We start from the raw sequence: 23976 nt of genomic DNA, 5'->3' as shown, positions 1-23976 counted from the left end.
ACAACGGAATTCGGTAGGGAATCTACCGCCGAACTGCACTGGTTCCGGCCGGCCGCCCAGTAACGCTGCGGGTCAAGCTTTCGGCAGATGCCTTGCGGGGCCTGAAGGTTGCGTGTCATCCACGCGGCGAGTGCGGGCCGTCGCGGCGCTCACCGATTCTTGATGTTGCGGATCACCACGATGACGACGACAGACCCGACGCCCACCAGGGTCACGGTCACCGCGGGTTTGGTGACGAATTCGATCACCTTGGCCTTGACGTCGTCGGCGAGGCGGCGGGGATTGGCACGCTCAACAAGCGAGTCGACCGTCGCCGCCAGCTGGTCGCGGGCAAAGTCGATCTCCTGCTTGATGGTCTCGGGATCACGGTCCGCCACGTGTCTGTCCTCCAAGTAGGTGCACCTGACGAACTACCCTAGATGAGCCGTTGCGAGTCCCCACGCTCCGGTGAACAGAAAGGGACCTACGTTGAGCGAGTCCACCCGCCTGGCGCCCGGCGACAAAGCACCCGCGTTCGCCCTGCCCGACGCCGACGGCAACACCGTGTCGCTGGCCGACTACCGGGGACGGCGCGTCGTCGTGTACTTCTACCCGGCCGCCTCCACACCGGGATGCACCAAAGAGGCCTGCGATTTCCGCGACAACCTCCGCGATCTCAACGACGCCGGCCTGGACGTGGTGGGAATCTCCCCCGACCCGCCCGCCAAGCTGGCCAAGTTCCGTGACGCCGAGGCACTGACGTTTCCGCTGCTGTCCGATCCCGATCGCACGGTGTTGACGGCCTGGGGCGCCTACGGCGAAAAGAAGATGTACGGCAAGACCGTCCAGGGTGTGATCCGGTCCACATTCGTCGTCGACGAGAACGGCAAGATCGCCCTCGCGCAATACAACGTCAAGGCCACCGGACACGTCGCCAAACTCCGCCGCGACCTGTCGGTTTGATCAAGTCAGGTTGGCCAGCAACAAAGCTTCGGCGAGCGCGGCCCGCTCCAACACCCCCAGGTGCAGGCTTTCGTTGACACTGTGCGCCTGCGTCGCGGGATCCTCGACACCGGTGACCAGAATTTTCGCCGCAGGGAACGCCCGGGCGAACTCGGCGATGAACGGTATCGACCCGCCCATGCCCATGTCGATGGGATCGTTGCCCCATGCTCGCCGGAACGCCGCCCGGGCGGCGTCATAGACCGGGCCGCTGGCCTCGATAGCATACGGCTGGCCAACCTCGCCGCGCTGCACGCTGACCTGTGCACCCCATGGTGCGTGCCGCCGCAGATGGGCCTCCAGGGCGTCCAGATGCGCCACGGCATCGCCGCCGGGCGCAACCCGCAGACTGATCTTGGCCCGGGCCCGCGGAATCAACGTATTCGACGCTGCGGCAACCGATGTGGTGTCGATGCCGATCACCGTGATCGCCGGCTTGGCCCAAAGCCGCTGGGGCACCGAACCGGAGCCGATTTCCGATACCCCGTCGAGCAGACCCGCGTCTGCGCGCACCCGCTCGGGCGGGTAGTCGGGGAAATGCAGGGCCGTAATGTCGGTTTCGTGCAGACCGGCTACGGCCACGTTGCCGTCGTCGTCGTGCAGGCTGGCCAGCAGCCGCACCAGCACGCTCATCGCGTCGGGAACCACACCGCCCCACAGGCCGGAGTGCAGCCCGTGGTCGAGCGTGGCGACCTCCACCACGCAGTCGGCCAATCCGCGTAGCGACACCGTCAGCGCGGGGACGTCGGTGCTCCAATTGTCCGAGTCGGCGATGACGATCACGTCGGCGGCCAGCGCGTCGCGGTGGGCGGCGAGCAATCGGCCCAGTGACGGAGATCCGGATTCTTCTTCGCCCTCGACGAAGACGGTCACACCCACCGGCGGCCGGCCGCCGTGGGCCCGGAATGCGGCCAAATGCGTTGCAATGCCAGCCTTGTCGTCGGCGGTGCCGCGCCCGTACAGTCGTCCGTCGCGTTCTGTGGGCTCGAAAGGCGGCGACGCCCACTGGTCGCGGTCACCCTCGGGCTGCACGTCATGGTGGGCATACAGCAGCACGGTCGGCGCACCCGGTGGCGCCGGATACCGCGCGATGACCGCCGGCGCACCGCCTTCGCTGATGATCCGCGCATCGTCAAAACCCGCCTGCGACAAGAGATCCGCCACCGCCTGTGCGCTGCGGTGCACCTGATCGTGTCGCGCCGGATCGGCCCACACGGATTCGATGCGCACCAGGTCTTCGAGATCACGACGCACCGACGGCAACACCGCCCGAACCCGCTCAACCAGATCTGTCACGATCACGAGGCTAGCTATGCTGAGCCCGATATGGCGACGCGCGGCCCCGACCCGACGGCGCCGCTCTGGCGGGCGGCGCAGCTGTTCCGGCTGTTGAGCTGCGTTTACGCCCTGGGTTTTCAGATCGCGGTCAACTCCGACCTAAGGCTGCCGGCGTTGGGCTGGGCGCTCTTCGCGGTGCTGATCGGCTGGAGCGCGGCCTGCGCGCTCGCCTACCTCCGCGGCTTCGGCCGACGGCCTGCCTGGGTGATCGCCGAGATCGCCGTCGTGGTGCTGCTGATGCTGTCCACCAAGGTGGTAGCCACCAGCCTATGGGCACTGGATAACCAAACCTGGCCGACAACCCTGTGGGCCAGCAACGCCACCATTTCGGCGGCCCTGCTGTTCGGCCCGGCCGGCGGCATGTTGACCGGCGTGGCGGTGACGGCCGCCAACGAAGCCGTCAAGGGTTATGTCAGCGTCAACCTCGGTCGCAGCGCGACCATTGTCATCGAGCTGGCAGTCGGCCTCGCGGTGGGTATGGCCGCTCGGACCGCCCGGCGTGCCCACGACGAACTGCAACGAGCCGCCGAATTGTCGGCCGCACTACACGAGCGGGAACGGCTGTCCCGGCAAGTTCACGACGGTGTCATCCAGGTGTTGGCTCTGGTAGCCAAGCGGGGCCACGAAATAGGCGGTGACGCAGCCGAATTAGCGGAACTGGCCGGCGAACAAGAAGGCGCGCTGCGCCGTTGGGTGATCTCCACCGACACCGAGCACGACGGTGACAACCAGACGGTCGACCTCGGAGCCCTGTTGCGGCGCCGGGCGTCCGACCAAGTGTCCATGAGCTTGCCGGGAACACCGGTGCCGCTGGCGCGTGGGGTGGCCTCCGAGCTGGACGCGGCGGTGGGCAATGCCCTGGACAATGTTCGCTTGCATGCCGGGCCGAACGCCCGCGCCTATGTGCTGCTGGAAGATATGGGCGATGCGGTGACGGTGAGCGTTCGCGACGACGGTGTCGGCATTGCCGCGGGGCGCCTCGATGAGGCCGCCGGCCAGGGTCGGCTTGGGGTCTCGAGGTCGATCGTCGGGCGGATGGCGGCGCTGGGCGGCACCGCGCAGCTGAGCACGAACACGGGCGAGGGCACCGAGTGGGAACTGACGGTGCCGCGCAGGGAAGGACCCTCATGAGTGAACGGCAATCCCCGACCGTGATGGTCGTCGATGACCATCCGATCTGGCGCGACGCGGTGGCGCGCGACCTTGCCGATGACGGCTTTAACGTGGTCGCCACCGCCGACGGCGTGGCAGCGGCGCGACGACGGGCCGCGGTCGTCAAGCCGGACGTGGTGCTCATGGACATGCGGCTGGCCGACGGCGACGGCGTGCAGGCGACGACGGAGGTGCTCGAGGTGTCCCCGGCGACCAGGGTGCTGGTCCTGTCGGCCTCGGACGAACGCGAGGACGTCTTGGAAGCGGTCAAAGCCGGGGCGACGGGATACCTGGTCAAGAGCGCCTCCAAGGCGGAATTGAGTGATGCCGTGCGAGCCACCGCCGCCGGGCGGGCCGTCTTCACCCCGAGCCTGGCCGGACTGGTGCTGGGAGAATACCGGCGCATCGCCAAGAGCCCCGACTCGGGGCCGGCTCGTCCCAGCCTCACCGAGCGGGAGACCGAAGTACTGCGATATGTGGCAAAAGGATTGTCCGCCAAGCAGATTGCCGAAAAGCTCTCGCTGAGCCACCGCACCGTCGAAAACCACGTCCAGGCGACGTTTCGCAAGTTACAGGTCGCCAACCGGGTGGAGCTGACCCGCTACGCCATCGAGCACGGGCTCGACGAGTAGCCATACCACTGGTCACCGAGACCCAGCAGGCGGCTAGCCGGTCTCCAGAATGGCCACCGCGGCGGCGGTATCCCCTTCGTGGGTCAGCGACACATGGATCGTCACATCGGCCAGATGCTTGGCGATCTCGCCGGTTAGCCGCACCCGTGGCCGGCCCCACATGTCGGTGACCACCTCGATGTCGCGGTGGATGTCCTCCGGCAGCACTGGCCGTTGCGCGAACCGCGAGCCGGACCAGGCCTTGATCACCGCTTCCTTGGCGGCCCAGCGGGCCGCCAGGTGCCGGGCCGCCGACGAACTCTTGTCCGAAGCGTCCCGCCGCTCACCGGGGGTGAAGGTCGTCGCGAACACCGTTCCGGGCTGGTCGACCTGCTCGGCGAAATCAGGAATGGAGACGAGGTCGATCCCCACACCGACGATGCCCATGGGTCGCCACGTTAACCGATGATCGAAATCATCCGATAAATGCCTCGCCGTCGCCCAGCCGGGCGGCCGGATTCAGCAACATCGCCGCCTCCTGCGGCTTCTCCGCCTGATGGTGGCCGAAGCGCCGGTCCGCGGGACGCTCGTACATCGGCGTACCGCCGGCGATGGCCGCAGCCAGACGGCGCCGACCGGCCAACAACCGCGCATCGGCCCGGCGCTGGTAGTCCGCACGCTGCTCGGGGTCCAGCGACGAGATGAAGGCCTGCGGGTGCACGAGTGCGATCAGACCGGACACGTGGCCGAACCCGAGACTGGTCACCAGCCCGGCTTTGAGCGGGAATTTACCGCCCAGCCGCAAGGTGTCGCGGACCCACACTAAGTGAGCAGCGCCGGCCAATTCGTCGTCGACGCAATCCAGACTGCGGTTGGGCGGAATGACACCGTCACGCAGGATCTGGCACAGGCCCATCATCTGGAACACCGCAGCGCCGCCCTTGGCGTGGCCGGTGAGGCTCTTCTGCGACACCACGAACAGCGGGGCTCCTTCGGAGCGGCCCAGCGCGTCGGCGAGCCGCTCGTGCAGTTCGGTCTCGTTGGGATCGTTGGCCAGCGTCGAGGTGTCGTGCTTGGAGATCACCGCGATGTCGTCGGCACCGACGCCCAGCTGGGCCAGCGAACGCGCCAGCACCGAATCCCGGCCGCCGCGGCCGGCGCCGAGCGCCCCGATCCCCGGAGCCGGGATGGAGGTGTGCACACCGTCTCCGAAGGACTGGGCGAAGGCCACCACGGCCAACACCGGCAAACCCATCTTCAACGCCAGGTCGCCGCGGGCCAGCAGAATGGTGCCACCACCTTGGGCTTCCACGAAGCCGAGCCGCCGCCGGTCGTTGGGCCGGGAGAACTTCGAGTCGTCGATGCCCCGGCCCCGCATCATCGCCGTGTCGGCGGTGGCCGCCATGTCACCGAAGCCGATGATGGCCTCCAGGGTCAGGTCGTCGAACCCGCCGGCCACCACCAGCTCGGCCTTGCCCAGCCGGATCTTGTCGACGCCCTCCTCGACCGACACCGCCGCGGTCGCGCAGGCGCCGACCGGGTGGATCATCGCGCCGTAACTGCCGACATAGGACTGAACCACATGCGCGGCAACGACATTGGGCAGCACTTCCTGCAGGATGTCGTTCGGCTTGTTCCGGCCAAGCAGATTGCCGTGGTACATGGTCTGCATGGAGGTCATGCCGCCCATGCCGGTGCCCTGGGTGTTGGCCACCAGACTCGGGTGCACCCAGCGCATCAGGTCGGCCGGGGTGAAGCCGGCGGACAGGAACGCATCAACGGTCGCGATGATGTTCCACAGCGCCACCCGGTCGATCGAAGCGGCCATGTCCTGGCTGATGCCCCACACCGTCGGGTCGAACCCGGTGGGGATCTGCGCCCCGACGGTCCGCGACAGCTTGGTCTTGCGCGGTACCCGAATTTCGGTGCCGGCCTTGCGGATAACCTGCCAGTCGGTGGAGTTGGGCACCGGCCGGATGACGGTGTGCTCGGGGTCGAACTGCACGAACGCGCGGGCCTCGGCCTCGGTGGACACCACGAAGCTGAAGTCCTTGTCCAGGAACACCGACACCAGCAGCGGCGAGGCGTGGTCGGGATCGATCGCGCCGTCATCGACAAACTCGCGGATGCCGACGCATTCCACCACGGCGTCGTGGTAACGCTCGACAAGCTCGGCCTCGTCGACCAGCTCACCCGATTCGGTGTCGTACCAACCGGGTTGCGGGTCGTCTTCCCAGCGGATCAATCCGGTGGTCCAGGCCAGCTCCAGGACACCGGCCGCCGACAGTTCGTTGTCGACCTCCATCTCGAAGCGGGTGCGCGACGAGCCGCAGGGGCCCAGTTCGGCACCACTGACGATCACCACCAGCTCGGCGGGATCGACGTCGAGGTCGGCCCAGTCCGGCGGCGGCGCCGGAGTGTGCGCGCGCGGCGGCGACGGCAGCGCGGCGATGATGCCCGGTGCTGTCTCATCCTCGGCAGCCGACGCGTCCGCCGACATCTGCTCACGCGCCTTGGCGGCCAGCTCAGCCATGTCGAGATCGGCCTCGGCCAGGCCGCCGGTCAGGTCCGCCTTGATCGGCGAACTGGCCGCGGCGACTTTGGATTCCACGTCGCACAGGCCAAGCAGCATGGCCGCCATCTCGTCGGTCGAGTAGGTGGTGACACCGGCCTCCTCGACCGCGGTGACGATGGCGTCGTTGTGGCCCATCAGCCCGGTGCCGCGAGTCCAGCCGATCAGGGCATGCGCCAGGCTGACCCGGACCGCCCACGACGATTCGGCGTGCCAACGGCTCACCACTGCATCCAGCGCAGACTTGGCTTCACCGTAGGCGCCGTCGCCGCCGAACATACCGCGGTTGGGCGAGCCGGGCAGCACCACGTGTAACCGTGACGCGATGTCGCGCTCGGCGCCGATGGTCGACAGACCGCCGATCAGCCGCTGCACGGCCCACAGCAGCACCTTCATTTCCATCTCGGCGCGCGAGCCGGCCTCCGACAGATCGCCGACGACGCGCGGTGCCGCGAACGGGAACAACAGCGTCGGGGTCTGCGCATCCTTGATGTGGATCGACTGCGGGCCAAGGCTTTCGGTCTGCTCGGTGCCAACCCATTCGACCAGCGCGTCGATATCCGCGTAGGACGCCATGTTGGCCGCGACCACCCACAACACCGCGCCGTAGCGAGCGTGGTCGCGATACAGCGTGCGATAGAACGCCAGTCTCTGCTCGTCGAGCTTGGAGGTGGTCGCGATCACGGTGGCGCCGCCGTCGAGCAACCGCGCCACCACTGACGCCGCGATCGAGCCCTTCGACGCGCCGGTCACCACAGCCACTTCGTCGCTGTAAGGGCCGGGATCCGGGTTCTCGGCGCCGGCGGCGATCCGGCCGTACAGCGACGCGTGGATCTGCCGGCCCGCGGCCAGCGACTTGCCCTGCCACCAGGTGGCCTGGGTTGCCACGACATGGCCGGTGCCCTCGAAACGCTGGGACAGCCGCGCCCAGTCGGCGTCAATGTCACCCTCGTCGGTCAGCCACAGCTTGACCAAATCCTCACGGGCGCTGGCCCAGCGGTCGTCGAAGACGACGGCTTTCTTGGCATCGAACACCGGGGCCACCAACCGCGGCCAGTCGGCGCCCAGTTCGCCGGTGACCAAGTCGATCAGCTCGGCGTCGGTGGCCGCCGGCGACGCGGTGACCGGGTTGTCGAGCCCCAGCTGGCCCAGTACCAGGCGAGCCGCCGAGGCGAGCACTCCGTCCGGGCCGGTGATCTGATCGGTGAATTCGCTCAGCGCGGCCGCGTCGACGGTGGCACCGCCGCCACCGCCCGCAGACGGCAGCGCCACGGCGACGCCCCGGCGCGCGGCTACCGTTGCGACCGCTGCGTCGATCACCTTGTCGACCGACGCCGCGTCCGCCAGCGCGCCCTCGTGCAGATTGCCCAGCGCGCCGCCGCGGACGCTGGTGCCCTCCCGGGTTCCCAGCGCGACTTCGACGGTGACGTGCTTTGCCCAGCCGTCGCCGAGTTCCCAGGTCTTCTTCACCCGCTCGGCGATCGCACCCGGCCGCTTGCCCGACGGCCCCAGAACCGTGCGCAGCTGATCGTTGATCGCGTCGGAAAGTACTGGCCCGTAGGCCTTGTAGGTGCGCGCCAGCTTGGTGACCTGCGCCCGCAACCCGGCCAGGTCGGCCTCTGCGGCGCCGTCGATGGCGCCCAGGTTCAGCTCGGAGCCCAGGTCCACCAGCAGCTGGTTGCGCCGAGACGACGCCCCGTCGGTGATGGATTCGATGGAATCGAGCTCTTCGATCTGGTCGATGCGCATCTTGGCCGACAGCGCGATCAGCGCCAGCGTGGCGTCGGCGGCGTCGAAGGCGATGTCGTCCGGCCGAGCTGCACCCGAAGGTGCCACAGGCGCGGGAGCCGTTGCGGCAGAAGGGGTTTCGTCCGACGCGACGGATTCGGTCGACTCCCCGACGGGCTCGTCGGCCTCCGGCTCCGGCTCGGGGTCGGTGTCGGTGGCGAACAGCACCGCGGCGTCGCGCTCGGCGTTGAGCACTTCCACTGTGCTGTGGGCGTATTCGGGCAGTTTGAGGGTGTTGGTGGCCAGGCCCGCCACCGTCGGCGAGGTCTTCACGCCGATCTCGACGAACCGCTCCACCCCCAGGCCACCGGCAGCCTCCTCGATGAACAACAGATCCTGCGTTTCGATCCAGCGCACCGGGCTGGCGAATTGCCAGGCCAACAGCTCGATCAGGACGATGCGGGCCAGCTCGCGCGGCCGTTCCCGGCGCCAGGTGTCGTAGTCGGCGAGGATCTCGTCGAGCGGCTCGGCCGGCACCAGATCCCGGATCTCCTGGATGAAGTCACGATCCAGGGTGAACAGCCGTGGCACCAGGTTGGGGATGTAGCGTCCGATGATTACATCCGGGTCTTTGTCGCGCGGCATCACGCGGTCCAGCGAACGCCGGAAGTCCGCCACCCCGACCCGCAACACCCGGGAGTGGAACGGAACGTCGATCCCGGGAACCAGGATGAAGGAACGCCGCCCACCGGTGAGTTCACGGCGCCGCTCCACCTCGGCCTCGAGCGCCTCCAGACCACGCACGGTGCCGGCAATCGCATACTGCGAGCCACGCAGGTTGAAGTTGACGATCTCAAGAAACTCACCAGTATTCGCCGCGATTTCGGCGACGAAGGCCGGAACATCGGCGTCGTCGAGATCGATCTGCGACGGCCGGATCGCGGCCAACCGGTAGTTGGAGCGTCCCAATTCGTCGCGCTGAACGATGTCGTGCATCTTCGATCCGCGGTGAAACACCATCTCCAGCAAGGCTTCCAGCTCGTAGACGCCGGTCACGCAGGCCAGCGCGGTGTACTCGCCAACCGAGTGGCCGCAGGCGATCGCGCCCTCGACAAAGGCGCCCTGCTCACGCATCTCGGCCACCTGCGCGGCCGCCACGGTGGCCATCGCGACCTGGGTGAACTGCGTCAGGTACAACACCCCGTCGGGGTGGTGGTAGTGCACACCGCTGGCGATGATGCTGGTCGGGTTGTCCCGGACCACGTGCAGCACCGAGAAGCCCAACGTGTCGCGGGTGAACCTGTCCGCGGTGTCCCACACCTTGCGGGCCGCCTTGGAGCGCGCCCGCACTTCCATGCCCATGCCCTTGTGCTGAATGCCCTGGCCGGGAAAAGCGTAGACCGTCTTGGGTGCGGCCAGTCGCGCGGTCGCCGACATCACCAGATCCGAGCCGATCCGCGCAGCCACTTCCAAAATCTCTGCGCCCCGGTCGATTCCGACGCGCTCGACCCGGAAGTCCACCTCGTCGCCGGGACATACCATGCCCAAGAACCGGGCCGTCCAACCGATGAGCCGAGCCGGCGGACGGGCCTTCCCATCGGTGGCGGTCACCACGTGCTGCGCTGCCGCCGACATCCACATGCCGTGCGCGATGGGCGATTCCAAACCCGCCAGCAGCGCCGCCGCCCGATCGGTGTGGATGGGGTTGTGGTCGCCCGACACCACCGCAAACGGCCGCATATCAACCGGCGCGGTCAAGCTGACATCACGACGACGCCGTCGTGGGGTGTCAGTGGCGTTCTCCGACACCGCACCACCGGCCCGAACCGGGTCGGCGAGTTCGGCCGCACCGGTGCGGCCCAGGATCGCGAATCGCTCATTGAGGACGGCAATGGCTTGACCGTCGGGCCCGGCGATCGTCACCGAGACCGGCACCACCCGGCCCACCTCGGTGTCGCTGGCATCCGAAGCCGTTGCCGCGACTGACAATTGGGCCGGCGTCGGCGGCAACGTGCCGACCATGCGGACCGCATGATCCAGATGTACGAGGTTCAGCAGGCCTTCCACCACCGGCACGCCGGCGTCGGTGACCGCCGATCCGATCGCCGCGAAAACGGCCGGCCAGCACAAACCGACCAGCGCGTCGGGAACGGTGGTGAGGGTGGGCGCCAGTGGCTCGCCGAACGTCGCGGTGACGCCGGTGTGGTCGGCCACCTTCTCCGGATCCCAGTCGACACTAACCCGGGCCGCCCCGTCGCTGACCGGCGGCAGCAACTCCGGCCCGTCGGCACCGGCTGCGATCGCCAGCACCGAGCGCATCGCGGTAGCGGCGTCCTCGGTCGAGACCACCGGGATACCGCCGTCGACGGTGTTGGGCGGCAGGGTGAACCGGATGTCGATCCAGGTGCCCGACACCGGCACACTCAGCACCACATCCGCCACGTCCTTGCCATCGAGCTGCAGCCGGGCTCCGGTGGAAGAGTGTGTGGCACGGGGGTTTTCGGGTCCGTCGTGCACCTGCCAATCGGTTGGCTCGGCGATCCGGTGCACCGGGTTGATCGCGGTGCGGCCGGCCCACAGCACGTCGGGTGCGTCGAGCACAACGGCCAAAGGTCCGGTGGCGTCGGGGCGGCCCAACCGGCGCGACGTGACGTCCTTGACGTCCCCGTCGGCAGCCAGCACTTCGTCGATGGCGGCCTGCTCGAAGCGGTCCAGGAGCTCACCCACCGGCTCGTCCAGGCGGGTGATACCGACCACCGCCGCGGGGCCGGGGATGATGCACACCTGGTCGGCGTCATAGCGGGCGTCGTGGGCCTGCCACAACGAGTCACTGCGCCACCAGCGCCGAACATCCTTGTCGATCACCGGCACGAAGTTCACCGGCTTGCCCAGGGTCTTGCACAGGGTGACGAAGAACGGAACGTCGGCCGGGTGCAGCTGGACGGTATCGGCGTCCGGGTAGCGAGCAAGCAGCGCGGCGATAGCCTCGGTGGGCTTGTCCAGCAGCGCAGAGCCGGTGGAACCGAAAAATGAGGTCTCGATCGGGCCGAAATCCTTTGGATGCAACCGGGCTTCGGCGCGCTGCAGCATCTGCTCGAAGCGGTCGCGCCAGGTGTCGGCCAGCCAGGGGCTACCGGGCCCCATAACCCCGGCGGTGTCGGCCGTTGAATTGCCTTCGCCGATGGTCAGTTCCACGTAACGCTGCAGCCAGTGCAGGTAGGTCATCTCCGCGACGTCGCCGAAGTAGGGCTTGGCGGTCTTGGCCATGGCGGCGATGATCTCGTCGCGGCGCTCCGCCACGGCGTCGGCGTCGCCGGCCACCTCGTCGAGCAGCCGGCCGCACCGCGAGGCGGCGTTGTCGATCTCGTGGATGTCGGCGCCGAGTTGGCTACGGCTGGAAGCCATGCCGCCCTGGGCCTTTCCGGCGCTGATCCACTCGCCGGTGCCCTGGGTTTCCACCAGCATGCGCTTGACCGAGGGTGAGGTGGTGGACTCTAAAGTCGCCATCGCCGCGGTGCCCACCAGGATCCCGTCGATCGGCATCAACGGGAAGCCGTAGGACTGCGCCCAGCGCCCGGACAGGTATTCGGCCGCGCGCTCGGGGGTGCCGATGCCGCCGCCGACGCAGACGGTGATGTTGGCCCGCGAGCGCAGCTCGGAGTAGGTCGCCAACAGCAGGTCGTCGAGGTCCTCCCAGGAATGGTGGCCACCGGCGCGGCCGCCCTCGACGTGCATGATCACCGGCTTGGTGGGCACCTCGGTGGCGATGCGGATCACCGAGCGGATCTGCTCGATGGTTCCGGGTTTGAACACGACGTGGCTGATCCCGGTGTCGTTGAGCTCGTGGATCAACTCGACGGCTTCCTCAAGATCCGGGATGCCGGCGCTGATCACCACACCGTCGATCGCCGCGCCGGACTGGCGCGCCTTCTGCACCAGCCGCTTGCCGCCGACCTGAAGCTTCCACAGGTACGGGTCGAGGAAGAGTGCATTGAACTGGTAGGTCCGGCCCGGCTCCAGCAGACCGGACATCTCCTGGATTCGGTTACCGAAGACCTCTTCGGTGACCTGCCCGCCGCCGGCCAGCTCGGCCCAGTGCCCGGCGTTGGCCGCGGCCGCGACGATCTTGGCGTCGACGGTGGTCGGCGTCATACCCGCCAGCAGGATCGGCGACCGTCCGGTAAGGCGGGTGAACTTCGTCGAGAGCTTGACCCGGCCGTCGGGCAGACGAACCACCGTCGGGGCGTAACTCGACCAGGCCCGGGCCACCTCGGGCGTGGCGCCGACGGTGAAGAGGTTGCGCTGACCGCCGCGCGTGGCGGCGGGCACGATGCCGATACCCAGGCCGCGGATCACCGGTGCGGTCAGCCGGGTCAGGATGTCCCCGGGACCCAGGTCAAGAATCCACCGAGCTCCAGCGTCATGCACACGGGTGATCTCGTCGACCCAGTCGACCTTGCGGACCAGGATGGACTCGGCCAGCTCCCGGGCCAACGCGACATCGAGACCGACCTTCTCAGCCCAGCTGCCGACGATGTCGATGCCATCGCCCAGCCGCGGCGTGTGGAAGCCCACCTCCACCCGCACCGGCTCGAAGACCGGCGCGAAGACGTCGCCGCCACGGACCTTGTTCTTGCGGTCGGCTTCCTCCTTCTCCGAGATCTGACGGCAATACAGTTCGAAGCGCGAGAGCTGCTCAGGGGTGCCGGTGATGACGACCGAGCGCCGGCCGTTACGGATGGACAGCACCGGCGGCAGCACCGTGCGCACGTCCTCGGCGAAGTCCTCGAGCAATCGCTGGATGCGCTCGGGGTCGGCGTTGGTGACCGCGACCATCGGCGGACGATCGCCGAGCACCGCGATCCCCCGCCGGCGCGCTACCAGTGTTCCGGCCGCGCCGATCAGCTGGGCCAACGCCAGCAGCTCTACGTCGCGGGCGCCCCCGGCCTTGAGGGCCTCAACCGCCAGCACGCCCTGTGAGTGCCCGGCCAGGGCAACCGGCGGGGTGGCAACGAGATCCATACCCTGACGCGCCAGGGCGCGAATGGCCGCGATCTGGGTGAGCAGCACGCCGGGCACCGACACCGCGGACGACGTCAGGTGCTTGTCCAACGGAACCGTGTCTTCGGCGGCCAGCGCACGTACCCACCGCAGCGGCTCGAAGCCGATTGGGCGCACCACGACCAGTTCCTTGGCAACCGGCTCGAGCAGCAGCTCCACCTCACCGGCCAGCGCCGCCAGCTCGGACTCGATGCCGGCGGAGGAAACCAATTCTTCGAGAGTCTCCAGCCAGGCGCTGCCCTGCCCACCGAACGCGACCGCGAAGAGCTCACCGGCGGCCAGGCGATCGACCAGAGCATGGGCGCGATGCGGGCCAGTCCCGTCGTGGTCAGCTGACACCCGGTCGTGCTCGTGGATCGTCACCGTCTTTATCTCCCTGTATGCGTCTGTACGTATCGGTTGGTTCGGCCGGCCCGAACCGGCCCTTGCAGGGGCCCGATGAACTCCGGCCGATTCCGCGTCGAATCACAGCCGAAAACGTCTGACCGGTGCGTTGTCGGCGGGCCGGCCCATGGACCGGGCGGCGCGACGGACTGCATCGGCTCTATAAGAGTGTCATAAGGATCAGTCCACTATTTTGACGCCGATCGGTTACTGGCGAGTTCTACGCGCGGGTAACCAGGTCATCGGGTAACACCGGGCTTCGCCGTCGGCGCGGGCGCGCGTAACAAACGTCCTGCGTGCAGGTGGTTACGGTCGGGTAGCTCTAACTGTGCTGATCAAGGCAGTATTGTTACCAAATCGTTATGTTGAAATCGTGTGCTGCGCCCGGCCCGTGACGTCGCATCGGCCATGGCGCCGCGCAATCGCCGCTTTTTGCGCCGCTTCGATGTAAGCGAACGAGTGTTTGCTGGAGGGTGCCGTCGACGGCCTTGACGGAGCAGAAAATTAGGCCCACTGCCCGAATTGGGGCTTGAGGATCTCGTTGATATCCACCCCGACTCCCCCGACTTTGCGTTTGTCGATCTCGACCTGGTGCAAATTGGCGGCCGGATGCGTGAACCCCTTCGGCGAACCCCAGTTGTGCTGCCAGAAATAGGAGCCCAACCCGTCGTGCACCGCCCAGTCGATCGTCTTGGAGTTGGCGTACACCCCGGTGCGCTGATGCCCGATCACCGACTCCCAGGACCGCAGATACGGCGCGACCTGGTTCTTGTACTGCTCATATGACGGATCGTCGTCGATCGAGGCGTAGATGGGAGCGCCCGCCGGTCCGCCGGCCGCGGCGTGCAACTCCATGCCCCGCTTGGCATGCTGAACACCGGCCGCGGCACCGCCCAGCCAGTCGGACGTGCCGGCCTTGCCGAATTGGTAACACGAAACGATCTTGAGCCCGTTGCTGCTCAGATCGCGGGCCTCACCGAGCTGGATCGGCTTGCCCAGCATCCAGGTACCGCCGGGTCGGCGATCCGATACGTACCTGATCGCACCCGCCGCCCCGGCGGCCCTGATCTGACTGGCGGGGATGACTCCGGCCGAATAGTCCAACAAGATGCCAAGCGACCCCGCTGATGCCGGCGCGGCACGCAACGACGCGACCGCGACGCCTAGGCCCAGCAGGCCGGGCGTCGCCGCCGCGTACTTGAGCACGTCCCGCCGCGAGACTTCCACAAGCCACAGAGTACGACACTTGCATCAATTGACTCATTGAGCTCGCCAGTCACAGCTGCATCACAATGTCACGTTGGTGAAGGACAGCCGCCGATTCTTGCTGTCAATGCAAAGTTAGTAAAGTTGGAGGCGAGCACACCGCACTCGATCGCAACGGGGGTCGCGATGGATCACCACCAGCTCATCGACCTCACCCGCCGTGCCCTGAAGCTCGCACGTGACCACACGACCGACCTGGCGCCGCGGCAGCACACGGTCCGCGCGCGGGAGTACACCTCGCCCGAGCGACACGACCGGGACCGGGCCATGGTGATGTCCTGCCCGCAACTGGTCGGCTATGTCTCCGAGCTTCCGCGCCCCGGCTCGTACTGCACCAAGACGGTGATGGGGCGATCGGTGCTGCTGACCAGGACGTCGGACGGCTCGGTGCGGGCCTTCGACAATGTCTGCCTGCATCGGCAGGCGCAGGTGGTGACCGGGTGTGGCACCGCGAAGCGGTTTAGCTGCCCCTACCACGCCTGGACGTATGACAACACCGGGCGATTAGTCGGACTGCCGGGCCGGGAGGGCTTTCCCGAGGTGAGGTTGAGGGACGACGCGTTGACCAGGCTTCCGGCCACCGAGTTCGCCGGTTTTCTGTGGGTTTCCCTGGACCCCGGCGCCACGCTGAACATCGCGGCACACCTGGGACCGCTGGCCGACGAACTCGACTCATGGGGTATCGGGCAATGGTCTCCGCTGGGCGAGAAGGTGCTCGACTCGCGGATCAACTGGAAGCTGGCGATCGACACCTTTTCGGAGAACTACCACTTCGCCACGGTGCACAAGCAAACCTTCGCCACCATCGCCCGCAGCAATTGCACGGTTTTCGACTCGTATGGACCGCATCACCGGCTGATCTTTCCGCTGAACACCATCATGGAGCTCGACACTGCGCCCGAGGACCAGTGGGATCCGTTCCTCCACATGGTCGTGATCTACGCGCTGTTTCCCAACATCGTGCTATCGGTGACGATCGCCAACGGCGAGCTGTTCCGCGTTTACCCCGGTGCGCAACCGGGACGGTCCGTCACCGTCCACCAGAACTCCACAGCGCTGGACGTCTCCGATGAATCCGTGGCGGCCGGCGCCCAGGCCGTATTCGAGTACGCACACGCAACGGTCCGCGACGAGGACTATCGACTGGCGGAGTCGTTGCAAGCCAACCTCGAATCGGGCGCGCGGGAGCAACTGGTGTTCGGGCGCAACGAGCCGGGGCTACAACACCGCCACCTCGCATGGGAGCGCGCGCTCGACGCGTTGCGCCGAGGCTGAAGATTCGCAGCAAAAGGTCGAGAAGAGCCCTGCCAAATTACAGTTTCGACGAGGGAGTCTGTTGCGTCAGCGAGCCGATCAACGCCTCGAGAACATCACTGCAATCCTGGTCACCATCGTCGGGAAGCGCAGCTGATGCCGTCCGCAACATCTCCACGGCCTCCGCGCGCCGGCCCGAAAGCACCACTGGCGTAACGCGTTCCACTAGGGCGGCCAGCTCCGGCGCCGGTGGCCGAGCGTTGGCGACGGCAGCTGCCAGCACGTCGATCAGCTCCCAGTCGCGGTACAACGCCAGTGACCGCTCGTAGAACGCGAAGGCGGTCACCGGCTCACCCTGCAGCGTGCCGCGGTAACGGTAGGGACCTTCCATGTATTCGATCGGCAGGCCGTGGGCCGGAGCGGCCACCAGCGGCTCCCCGATCAAGTCCAATTGCAATGTGGCGCAGGTGATCCGGTGGCGGTCCGGCAGGTAGCGGACCGGCGAGATCGGCGGCAGCAGCGGCCGTACGGAATCTGGCCAGCGGACATAGCTGAGGATGGTCACGTCGACGTCCTCGGCGCACTGCGGCGCCCGGTCCGGATCGGGGAAACTTGCCGTCACGCCGGTAAACGGTTGCACCGCATTGCTGTTCGTGCGGTCGAACTGTCGCCAGATGCTCATGTCGACGCCATTGTCGAAATGGATGGTGCGCCATTCGTGCGACCGGCCCCGCGGGTCTCCCCCGGCGCCCGCATACTTGGGGAACCACTGCCGGTCAACGTGCCCGGCGGTGCCGGAGACCTGTTCTTCCGTATCTGCCCAGCGCAGTGTTCCGGTCATCGCCATGCCGGTCTGGAAGTAGGAGTAAGTGCCTTCCTGACCGAAGCAGACGATCTTTCCGTTGTAAGCCGACGCCCCCACCGGGGTGGGCGCGCGCGTGGGCGCCACGGCCAGATCCAGCCGCATCGAGCGACCGGCCTGATCGGCTCCCGCCAGACTGACCCGGTAGGTGTAGGGCAGCAGCTGTCCATCGGCATCGCGGCAGGTGGTCCACGACGCGGTGCCGGCGCCGCTGCGGTATTCGATATCGAGGTGCCCGGTGGCGGCCGACAGCTTGGGCCGGGCGTCGGGTGCCATGCTGGCCGGCGGCATGTCGTAATCGGTGTAGGTGCCGTACTCGCCGGTGTCGAGGTCGAACACCGCCAGCGTGTAGAAGTCGGCGACCACCGAACCGCCGGGCCGGTTCTTGTTGACGATGGTCAGAAACGCAAACGATCGGCAGGTGCCGGCTGCGTCCAGTTGGCCGGCGAGAAACCAGGTATCGGATTCCTGGTCGGCGTGGGCGCCCTCGGCGGCGGGAAACTCCAGCGCGCTGCCACCGGCCACCAGCTGGAATGGGTAACTGCGCCAGTCGCTGCTCATGTCGGGCCTTCCCGGGCGCCAGACCACGCTTTTTAGCTATGTTAGCATCAATAGCGACGTTACCGTCGCCTGCCCCGAGGTGGTGCCCCGATGACGGCAGAATCCCCGCATCACAGGTATGACGAACTGTTCATCGGCGGGCGCTGGCGCAAACCCACTACGCCGGAACGGCTCTGCGTCATTTCCCCGCACTCGGAGCAGCCGATGGGCGAAGCACCGGCGGCGGGCCCCGGCGATGTCGAGGCGGCGGTGGCCGCCGCCCGGCAGGCGTTCGACCACGGTCCGTGGCCGCTGTGGGATCCGCACCAGCGGATGAGCAGAATCGAGCGACTGGCCGCGATTTACGCACACCACCTCGACGAGATGGCCGACCTGATCACCGCGGAGATGGGTTCGCCGCGCAGTTTCAGCAGGCTGGGCCAGGCGGCAGGTGCGGCGTCGATGATCCATCTGGCGCTGGCCACCGCCCGGGACTTCCCGTGGGTGGAACGCCGGCCGGGCGTGCTCGGCGAGGCGCACCTGCGTCGGGAGCCCGTCGGCGTGGTCGGCGCCATCGTGCCGTGGAACGTGCCGCAATGCCTGATCATGCCGAAGCTGATTCCGGCCCTGATCACCGGCTGCACCGTCATCGTCAAACCCGCGGCCGAAACTCCTTTGGACGCTTTGTGGTTGGCCGAGATGATCGAGCAAATAGAGCTGCCCGAGGGTGTCGTCTCGGTACTAACCGGCGGACCGGCTGTCGGCGAGGCGCTGGTGCGGCATCCCGGCGTGGACAAGATCGCGTTCACCGGCGCCAGCGCCACCGGGCGCCGAATCGCCGCAGCCTGCGGGGAGCAATTGAAACGGGTCAGCCTGGAGCTGGGCGGCAAGTCGGCGGCGATCATCCTCGACGACGCCGACCTCACCAAGACCGTCGCCGGGTTGAAGACGGCCGGGTTGATGAACAACGGCCAGGCCTGTGTTGCCCAGACCCGCATCCTGGTCAGCGAACGCCGCCACGACGAAGTCGTCGACGCCCTGGCCGACATGATGGCGACGCTTCGGGTCGGCGACCCCGCTGACGAAAAGTCCGACATCGGGCCACTGGTCGCCCGGCGCCAACAGCATCGGGTTCAGGACTACATCAGGTCCGGGCGACAGCAGGGTGCGCGCATTGTGGTCGGCGGCGAGGACAGCCCGGCCGAACGTGGTTGGTACGTGCGGCCAACGCTGTTCACCGGCGCGACCAATGACATGCGCATCGCGCGGGAGGAGATATTCGGACCGGTGTTGACCGTTCTCACCTACCGCGACGAGCAGGACGCGATCCGGATCGCCAATGACAGCGATTACGGTTTGGCCGGTTCGGTGTGGACGGCCGACACCGCCCACGGCCTTGAAATCGCCGCACGGATCCGGACCGGCACCTACGGCATCAACATGTACATGCTCGACATCAGCACGCCGTTCGGCGGCTTCAAGAAGTCGGGTATCGGCCGCGAATTCGGGCCCGAGGGCCTAGCCGAATACGTCGAGCTGCAATCGGTGCTGTGCAGCGGAAAAATGCCACCGCTCAAGGTAATTCCGGCAGCTGCAGGGTGATCTCGACCGGACAGCACAATGCGCCGTGCTGATTGGTCACCTCGATCCGGAGGTCGACGAGATAACGCGGCGGGTGGACACTGTCGTCACACCGCTTGGCCACCACCCGGCCCCGGCCCGCCATGGTGTCGCCGGCGCAGATCGAGCCGGTCAGCCGCAGGGAACGGCGGACCACCCGGCTGCCCGGACCGGCCCAGTTGGTCGCGATTCGGTCGGCGAATCCCGCAAGGTGCATGGTGTTGACGAAAATCGTTGGGTTTCCCTGGCTTTGGGCATAGGCGGGATCGAAGTGGCCCGGAAAGTAGTCCCACGTCGCGCCGGCGTTCTCCACCACCCGCTGATAGCTGATCTGGTCAATGACCTCGGGCAGCTCGAGCGGAACGGTGATTTCGTTCCAAGCCAGATCGGTCACGGTCCCGGCCCAGGGGTGAAGCGGAACAACGTATTTCGCGACGTGGCGACCACCGCGCCGTCCTGGCGGCGGTAGGTCTCCAGCGTTTCGACGAAATGCCCGACACCGAGCCGGGTCCGCTTTTGCGGGGACACCGACACCAGCTCCTCGACGACGGTCAGCCGATCACCCTCGACGATAGGAAGCAGGAACTCGGCATCGTTGGCTGCGTTGATGAATGTGGTACCAGGCAACGGCACCCGCAGCGCCAGCGACGCTGCCGGCACCCTGCCCCCGGGCTGCCACGGCGGCGGAATCAGCCAGCCCATCAACAGGGCCGGCGGAGCCAGCAAGCCCCCCCATCGTCGCCGGGCGTACTCGGCGTCCCAATACGACCGGTTACCGTCCTGGACCATGGCGGCGAACAGCTGAATGCGCGCGCCGCTGACCACGGTCGCTGCGGTTCGCGGTTCCGTTGTCGCGCCGACCATCTGCAGCGCATCCTGATAGCTGCCGAAGGCCAGTTGGTAGTTCACGTGCGCAACCGGTTACATGACGAGCGGATGCCGGCTCGGCACCGAATCCCATTGCAGCGCTCGGGAAGTGAAATACCAACCGCCCCGCTCGTAGATGAGCTGATCACGGAACGTCCCGGTGGCCCGCAGCGTGGTGTCGCCGTGCACGCGGGCAAAGAGCAGCGCGACACAGCGCTGCGTCGCGTTGACCCCATCGACGTGGATCTCATGGTCGACGGTGACCAGCCGCTGCCCGTCGCCGCCGTCAAAGGCGGCGCGCGGATCACCGAACGGCTCGCCGTCACGGCTATAGCCGGCACCGGAGTGGCGGAAGGTGGCGATCCATGCGTCGCGGTCACCGTCGGAATAGGCCCGATTGTGGCGGGCGGTCAAATCCAGAATGGCGGCACGGCCCGTCGCAGCGTGCAGCATCTGCTGTTCTTGATACGACAACGTCATTGTGCTCTCCAGCCACACTCGCGGGGATAACCGAACCGACCGACGTGACACTACGCTAACTCATCGGCTGACCTGGTAGCCATATCTTTCGCGATCCCAGGCAGCCGGAGTTAAACCCCTGGTACGCAACAGATCTTTACGTGTTCGTCCGATTCCGTTTTTCGGGAGTTCATCGACCGTCTCCACAAATCGGGGAACGCAGAAGTACGGCATTCGGGCAGCGCAGAAGTCGAGCAACTCGGCGTAATCGACGGCAGTGCCGGGGTGCGTGGTCACGATCAGCAGGATGTCGTCCTCGCCCACGTCGCTGGGGACGCCGATGGCTGCCGCCTCCAGCACCGCCGGGTGGCTTGCCACGACGGTTTCCACTTCCACCGAAGAAATGTTCTCGCCGCGTCGGCGTAACGAATCCTTGATGCGATCCACATAGGTCAGGTTCTGGTCGCTGTCGAATCTGCCCAGGTCGCCGGTATGAAACCAGTCCTGATGCGGATCGACCGGCAAGCCCGGTGCCTCTCGGCTTACATACCCTTCACTCATCACGTGCGGATATCGGGACCGGCAGGTAATCTCTCCAATCTTTCCGGCCGGTAATGGGTTGCCGGTGTCGTCGACAATGCGCACCTCGAAATTCGGGTTCGGCTTGCCCGAGGTTCCCGGAACCCCGTCGTCGGCAACGCCCTTGACGGTGAGGGGAAACGCCTCGGTCAATCCGTACATCGTGACAATGCGGCAGCCGTAACGCCTTTCGATCTCGCGGTACGCGTTAGCGCTAATGGGTGCCGCGGAGATGAACCGCAACGGCAGCTCTGCGTCCCGTGAATCCGGGGGGAGGTTCTGCAGCATGGACACCATGGCGCCGGCGCCGACGAAACCGACGGCGCCATGTGCGCGCACCTCGTCCCAGACCTCGCTGGGATGAAATTCGCGGGCGAGCACTGTTGTTCCGCCGACCAGCATCGGGGCCAGCACGATGGGCGCCGCACTCAGGTGGAACAGCGGCATCGCGGTCCAGAGCACTTCTCCGGGGCGGAATTGCCAGGCCGACGCCACGGTGGCGGCCACCGTGAACAGGTAATGCCAGCTGGTGGCAACGGCTTTCGACGTCCCGGTGGTGCCGGAGGTGAAGAACAGCGATCCCACCCCCGTCGCGCCCCGGCTGTCTTGCGGCGGATGGCCGGCATCGCGGCGCAGTGCCGCATTCAGCGAATCACCCAGCACCACAATGTCATTCAGTGTGTCCAGGCGATCGTCGATGTCCTCGATCCGATGTTGCCGCTCGGGATCGGTGAGTATCATTTTGGCCTGCGATAGCCGCAAGGTATGCAGCAGGAAGTCGCCCTTGCTGGCGGCGTTCACCGCCGCGCTGACCGCACCGATTCGCGCTGCGCCCAGCCAGAAGTAGATCCATTCCGGACACGTTGCGGTGAACAACGCCACGGTGTCGCCGCGGCCGATACCGAGGTCGGTCAGCATGCTCGCCGCTGCGCACGACCGCCGTCGCAGGTCCTCAAACGTGACGTCGACGCCGGCTACCGTGAGCATCACCCGATCGGGATGCTGTGCTGCGCGACGGTCGAGCACATCGGCAACGGTGAAGCGATCGACTCCGAAATCGGAGGGCCCCAGGGGGCTGCTCACATCACGCCTTCGCAGCCGCCGGGTCGGGCTGGCCGTCGGCGGTATAACCGAAATCGTTGGCGCCGGGCTGTGCACCCGGGTAGAAGCGGTGCGCCCACCGACGAAGAGCCGCGTAGTCGTGCGCTTCTTCAGGCGCCAGGTTCGGCTTCTCCAGGTACTTCATGTTCTCCCAGGTGAAGAAGTCCTGTTTGATCACTTCCTGTTGCAAGGCAAGGAATTTGGCGGCGCGGCCGGTGGGCACGTCGCCGGTGTCGCCTGGCTCCCGGATGGAGGCCTGGGTGTAGAAGTAGTCGGTGTAGTCCTCGTCGACGGGCGTCTGCCCGGTGACCTGGACGGTACCCACCAACTCGCTGGGGAAGCGCACGAACCCCAGCCCCAGCGAGTAGTTGTCGTAGACGATCTTGGCGTCAACCGGGCCGTTCGGGGTCAACCAGGTCGCGGGTCTGCCGCCGCCGAAGTGGGCGTTGACGGTGGCGTGCAGGTGGTAGCCGGAGACCTCGAACGACGCGGTGGTGGCCGGGCTGGCGGCTTTGTGCACGTATTGAACGTGATAGGGGTCGGCGGCGTTCTCGATGATCATCTGCGGGTGCACCTTGACCCGGTTGAGCATCCGGCTGTGCGGGTGCAGCGGGTAGTACTCGTTGGTTTCCAGCTCCGGCAGCACTGGCGGCTGCCAGTACGGCGCCCGGCCGTGGCGCTCGTGCCACACCAAGATGAAGCCGTACCATTCCATGCTCGGGTAGCTGCGAATTCGGACGTTGTTTTTGCAGCCGATCTTGCTGTAGGGAATCAGCGCGTTGGTGCCGTCGCCGCGCCATTGCCAGCCATGCCACGGGCAGACGATGTTTTCGCCCTCCACGCTGCCGCCGACACCCAGGTTGGCGCCGAGGTGCTGACAGTAGGCATCCAGCACGTGCACCTGTCCCGAAGCGGTGCGGAAGAGCACCAGCTCCTCGCCGAAATAATGCGCACGCCTGACGTCGCCGGGAGCCAGGTCGGAGGCGAACGCGACGATGAACCAACCCGTCGGGAACCGGTACGGCGACAGCGCAATCCCGCTCGAACCGAACTCTCGTTCCGACGGATCTTGGGCCGATGCTGTATACGTCACGTGCACTCCGTATCCCACGCGACCGAGCGGCAACCAGGCCGCGTTTGACTCCCCGCGGTTCGACGACTGACCTCTATTTTTACTATTTTAGACATCGAACGTCAAACGCGGTGCGGGAATATCCAGGCAAAGCGGGCGTGCCGCTGACGGACATCGTGATCGATCTTCTGATTTCCCCCTGTGGCGCAATACTTTCCTTGGCAAGCATGTTCGCCGATTTGCGGCGTGAGCCCCTTCGGCACGGACTCAGACGCGCCCGATGCATTTGTCGCTCGAAGCGGTCGTGGGGCTGCGCCCCGGCGTGGGAGATGGAAATCGCGTGCTGGTGCGGTTGGGTCGGTGGCTGAAGGCACCGAGTGCGCGCTGAGGGCGCCGACTGTGCCGTCCGGGCGGCCGATCGCGGGCGTTCCCGCCCCACATGCACAGTCAAAGGTCGGGTGGCCGGAGGGGATTGCACCCTCCGGCTCCCACAGATCCGGACGTGAACCTCTCGATTCATCCGGCTCTT

Annotated in this window: 16 protein-coding genes; 5 read left to right on the top strand and 11 right to left on the bottom strand. The window is 66.8% G+C overall.

All coding sequences use genetic code 11. From position 1 onward, the window contains the following. Window positions 1–149: 149 nt before the first annotated feature. The gene (locus tag AWC07_RS19590) at window positions 150–377 is read right to left on the bottom strand and encodes a DUF3618 domain-containing protein (protein WP_036416107.1); all 228 of its coding nucleotides are present in this window, start codon (window positions 375–377) and stop codon (window positions 150–152) included. Window positions 378–468: 91 nt separating this feature from the next. On the opposite strand from AWC07_RS19590, the gene bcp reads away from it, so the two are divergent. Then, entirely contained in the window at window positions 469–942 is a 474-nt protein-coding gene (gene bcp / locus AWC07_RS19585) for a thioredoxin-dependent thiol peroxidase (protein ID WP_036416109.1), read from the top strand. Here bcp and AWC07_RS19580 read toward each other — a convergent pair whose 3' ends face one another. Next, window positions 943–2277, bottom strand: a complete 1335-nt coding sequence (locus AWC07_RS19580) for a dipeptidase (RefSeq protein ID WP_036416120.1) — start codon at window positions 2275–2277, stop codon at window positions 943–945. A gap of 30 nt (window positions 2278–2307) precedes the next feature. Between AWC07_RS19580 and macS the strand changes: the two genes are divergently transcribed. Both macS and AWC07_RS19570 read left to right on the top strand, forming a co-directional pair. Continuing rightward, the gene (gene macS, locus AWC07_RS19575; protein ID WP_036416111.1) at window positions 2308–3450 is read left to right on the top strand and encodes a MacS family sensor histidine kinase; all 1143 of its coding nucleotides are present in this window, start codon (window positions 2308–2310) and stop codon (window positions 3448–3450) included. Beyond that, the gene (locus AWC07_RS19570) at window positions 3447–4103 is read left to right on the top strand and encodes a response regulator (RefSeq protein ID WP_036416113.1); all 657 of its coding nucleotides are present in this window, start codon (window positions 3447–3449) and stop codon (window positions 4101–4103) included. The genes macS and AWC07_RS19570 overlap by 4 nt, the downstream gene beginning before the upstream one ends. A gap of 33 nt (window positions 4104–4136) precedes the next feature. Here the strand turns inward: AWC07_RS19570 and acpS are convergent, their stop codons facing one another. The 3 genes from acpS to AWC07_RS19550 all read right to left on the bottom strand — a co-directional run bounded on the left by acpS (window position 4137) and on the right by AWC07_RS19550 (window position 15054). Beyond that, window positions 4137–4529 carry a holo-ACP synthase AcpS gene (gene acpS, locus AWC07_RS19565; protein WP_036416114.1) on the bottom strand — a complete coding sequence of 131 codons (393 nt, stop codon included), beginning with the start codon at window positions 4527–4529 and terminating at the stop codon, window positions 4137–4139. 28 nt (window positions 4530–4557) lie between these two features. Beyond that, window positions 4558–13806 (bottom strand): type I polyketide synthase, encoded by a 9249-nt coding sequence (locus AWC07_RS19560; protein WP_085105195.1) that lies wholly within the window; start codon window positions 13804–13806, stop codon window positions 4558–4560. Window positions 13807–14331: 525 nt separating this feature from the next. Then, window positions 14332–15054 (bottom strand): DUF1906 domain-containing protein, encoded by a 723-nt coding sequence (locus AWC07_RS19550; protein ID WP_036409013.1) that lies wholly within the window; start codon window positions 15052–15054, stop codon window positions 14332–14334. A 165-nt stretch (window positions 15055–15219) separates the two neighbouring features. On the opposite strand from AWC07_RS19550, the gene AWC07_RS19545 reads away from it, so the two are divergent. After that, complete coding sequence (locus tag AWC07_RS19545) at window positions 15220–16368, top strand: aromatic ring-hydroxylating oxygenase subunit alpha (RefSeq protein ID WP_036409010.1); 1149 nt, start codon at window positions 15220–15222, stop codon at window positions 16366–16368. 37 nt (window positions 16369–16405) lie between these two features. On the opposite strand, the gene AWC07_RS19540 is transcribed toward AWC07_RS19545, so the two are convergent. After that, window positions 16406–17770: a secreted hydrolase gene (locus tag AWC07_RS19540; protein WP_036409007.1), complete on the bottom strand. Its 1365-nt coding sequence runs from the start codon at window positions 17768–17770 to the stop codon at window positions 16406–16408. 90 nt (window positions 17771–17860) lie between these two features. Here AWC07_RS19540 and AWC07_RS19535 point away from each other — a divergent pair, with 90 nt between their 5' ends. Beyond that, window positions 17861–19351, top strand: a complete 1491-nt coding sequence (locus AWC07_RS19535) for an aldehyde dehydrogenase (RefSeq protein WP_036409003.1) — start codon at window positions 17861–17863, stop codon at window positions 19349–19351. On the opposite strand, the gene AWC07_RS19530 is transcribed toward AWC07_RS19535, so the two are convergent. From AWC07_RS19530 to AWC07_RS19510, 5 genes are read right to left on the bottom strand one after another with little or no spacing between them, the layout of a single operon-like run. Then, the gene (locus AWC07_RS19530; protein ID WP_036409000.1) at window positions 19323–19763 is read right to left on the bottom strand and encodes a MaoC/PaaZ C-terminal domain-containing protein; all 441 of its coding nucleotides are present in this window, start codon (window positions 19761–19763) and stop codon (window positions 19323–19325) included. The genes AWC07_RS19535 and AWC07_RS19530 overlap by 29 nt on opposite strands. Then, complete coding sequence (locus tag AWC07_RS19525) at window positions 19760–20233, bottom strand: FAS1-like dehydratase domain-containing protein (protein WP_051507766.1); 474 nt, start codon at window positions 20231–20233, stop codon at window positions 19760–19762. Before AWC07_RS19525 ends, AWC07_RS19530 begins: the two co-directional genes overlap by 4 nt. 57 nt (window positions 20234–20290) lie before the next feature. Next, a complete protein-coding gene (locus AWC07_RS19520) occupies window positions 20291–20716 on the bottom strand; it encodes a nuclear transport factor 2 family protein (protein ID WP_036408995.1) in 426 nt (141 codons plus the stop codon). Between the two features lie 60 nt (window positions 20717–20776). After that, on the bottom strand, window positions 20777–22357 hold the full coding sequence (locus tag AWC07_RS19515) for an AMP-binding protein (RefSeq protein ID WP_036408993.1): 1581 nt from the start codon (window positions 22355–22357) through the stop codon (window positions 20777–20779). A gap of 1 nt (window position 22358) precedes the next feature. Further along, complete coding sequence (locus AWC07_RS19510; RefSeq protein ID WP_425271262.1) at window positions 22359–23474, bottom strand: aromatic ring-hydroxylating oxygenase subunit alpha; 1116 nt, start codon at window positions 23472–23474, stop codon at window positions 22359–22361. Between the last annotated feature and the right edge of the window lie 502 nt (window positions 23475–23976).

The sequence above is a fragment of the Mycobacterium gastri genome (assembly GCF_002102175.1).
Lineage (GTDB): Bacteria > Actinomycetota > Actinomycetes > Mycobacteriales > Mycobacteriaceae > Mycobacterium > Mycobacterium gastri.
Note: the sequence above shows the minus strand (reverse complement) of the source record. Positions and strands in the feature narration are given on the sequence as shown.

Bases quoted from the DNA above. Each gene is read 5' to 3' on its own strand.
- AWC07_RS19535 (WP_036409003.1), top strand. From the start codon at position 17,861: ATGACGGCAGAATCCCCGCATCACAGGTATGACGAACTGTTCATCGGC.
- AWC07_RS19570 (WP_036416113.1), top strand. From the start codon at position 3,447: ATGAGTGAACGGCAATCCCCGACCGTGATGGTCGTCGATGACCATCCG.
- acpS (WP_036416114.1), bottom strand. From the start codon at position 4,529: ATGGGCATCGTCGGTGTGGGGATCGACCTCGTCTCCATTCCTGATTTC.
- AWC07_RS19540 (WP_036409007.1), bottom strand. From the start codon at position 17,770: ATGAGCAGCGACTGGCGCAGTTACCCATTCCAGCTGGTGGCCGGTGGC.
- AWC07_RS19545 (WP_036409010.1), top strand. From the start codon at position 15,220: ATGGATCACCACCAGCTCATCGACCTCACCCGCCGTGCCCTGAAGCTC.
- macS (WP_036416111.1), top strand. From the start codon at position 2,308: ATGGCGACGCGCGGCCCCGACCCGACGGCGCCGCTCTGGCGGGCGGCG.
- AWC07_RS19525 (WP_051507766.1), bottom strand. From the start codon at position 20,233: ATGGTCGGCGCGACAACGGAACCGCGAACCGCAGCGACCGTGGTCAGC.
- AWC07_RS19520 (WP_036408995.1), bottom strand. From the start codon at position 20,716: ATGACGTTGTCGTATCAAGAACAGCAGATGCTGCACGCTGCGACGGGC.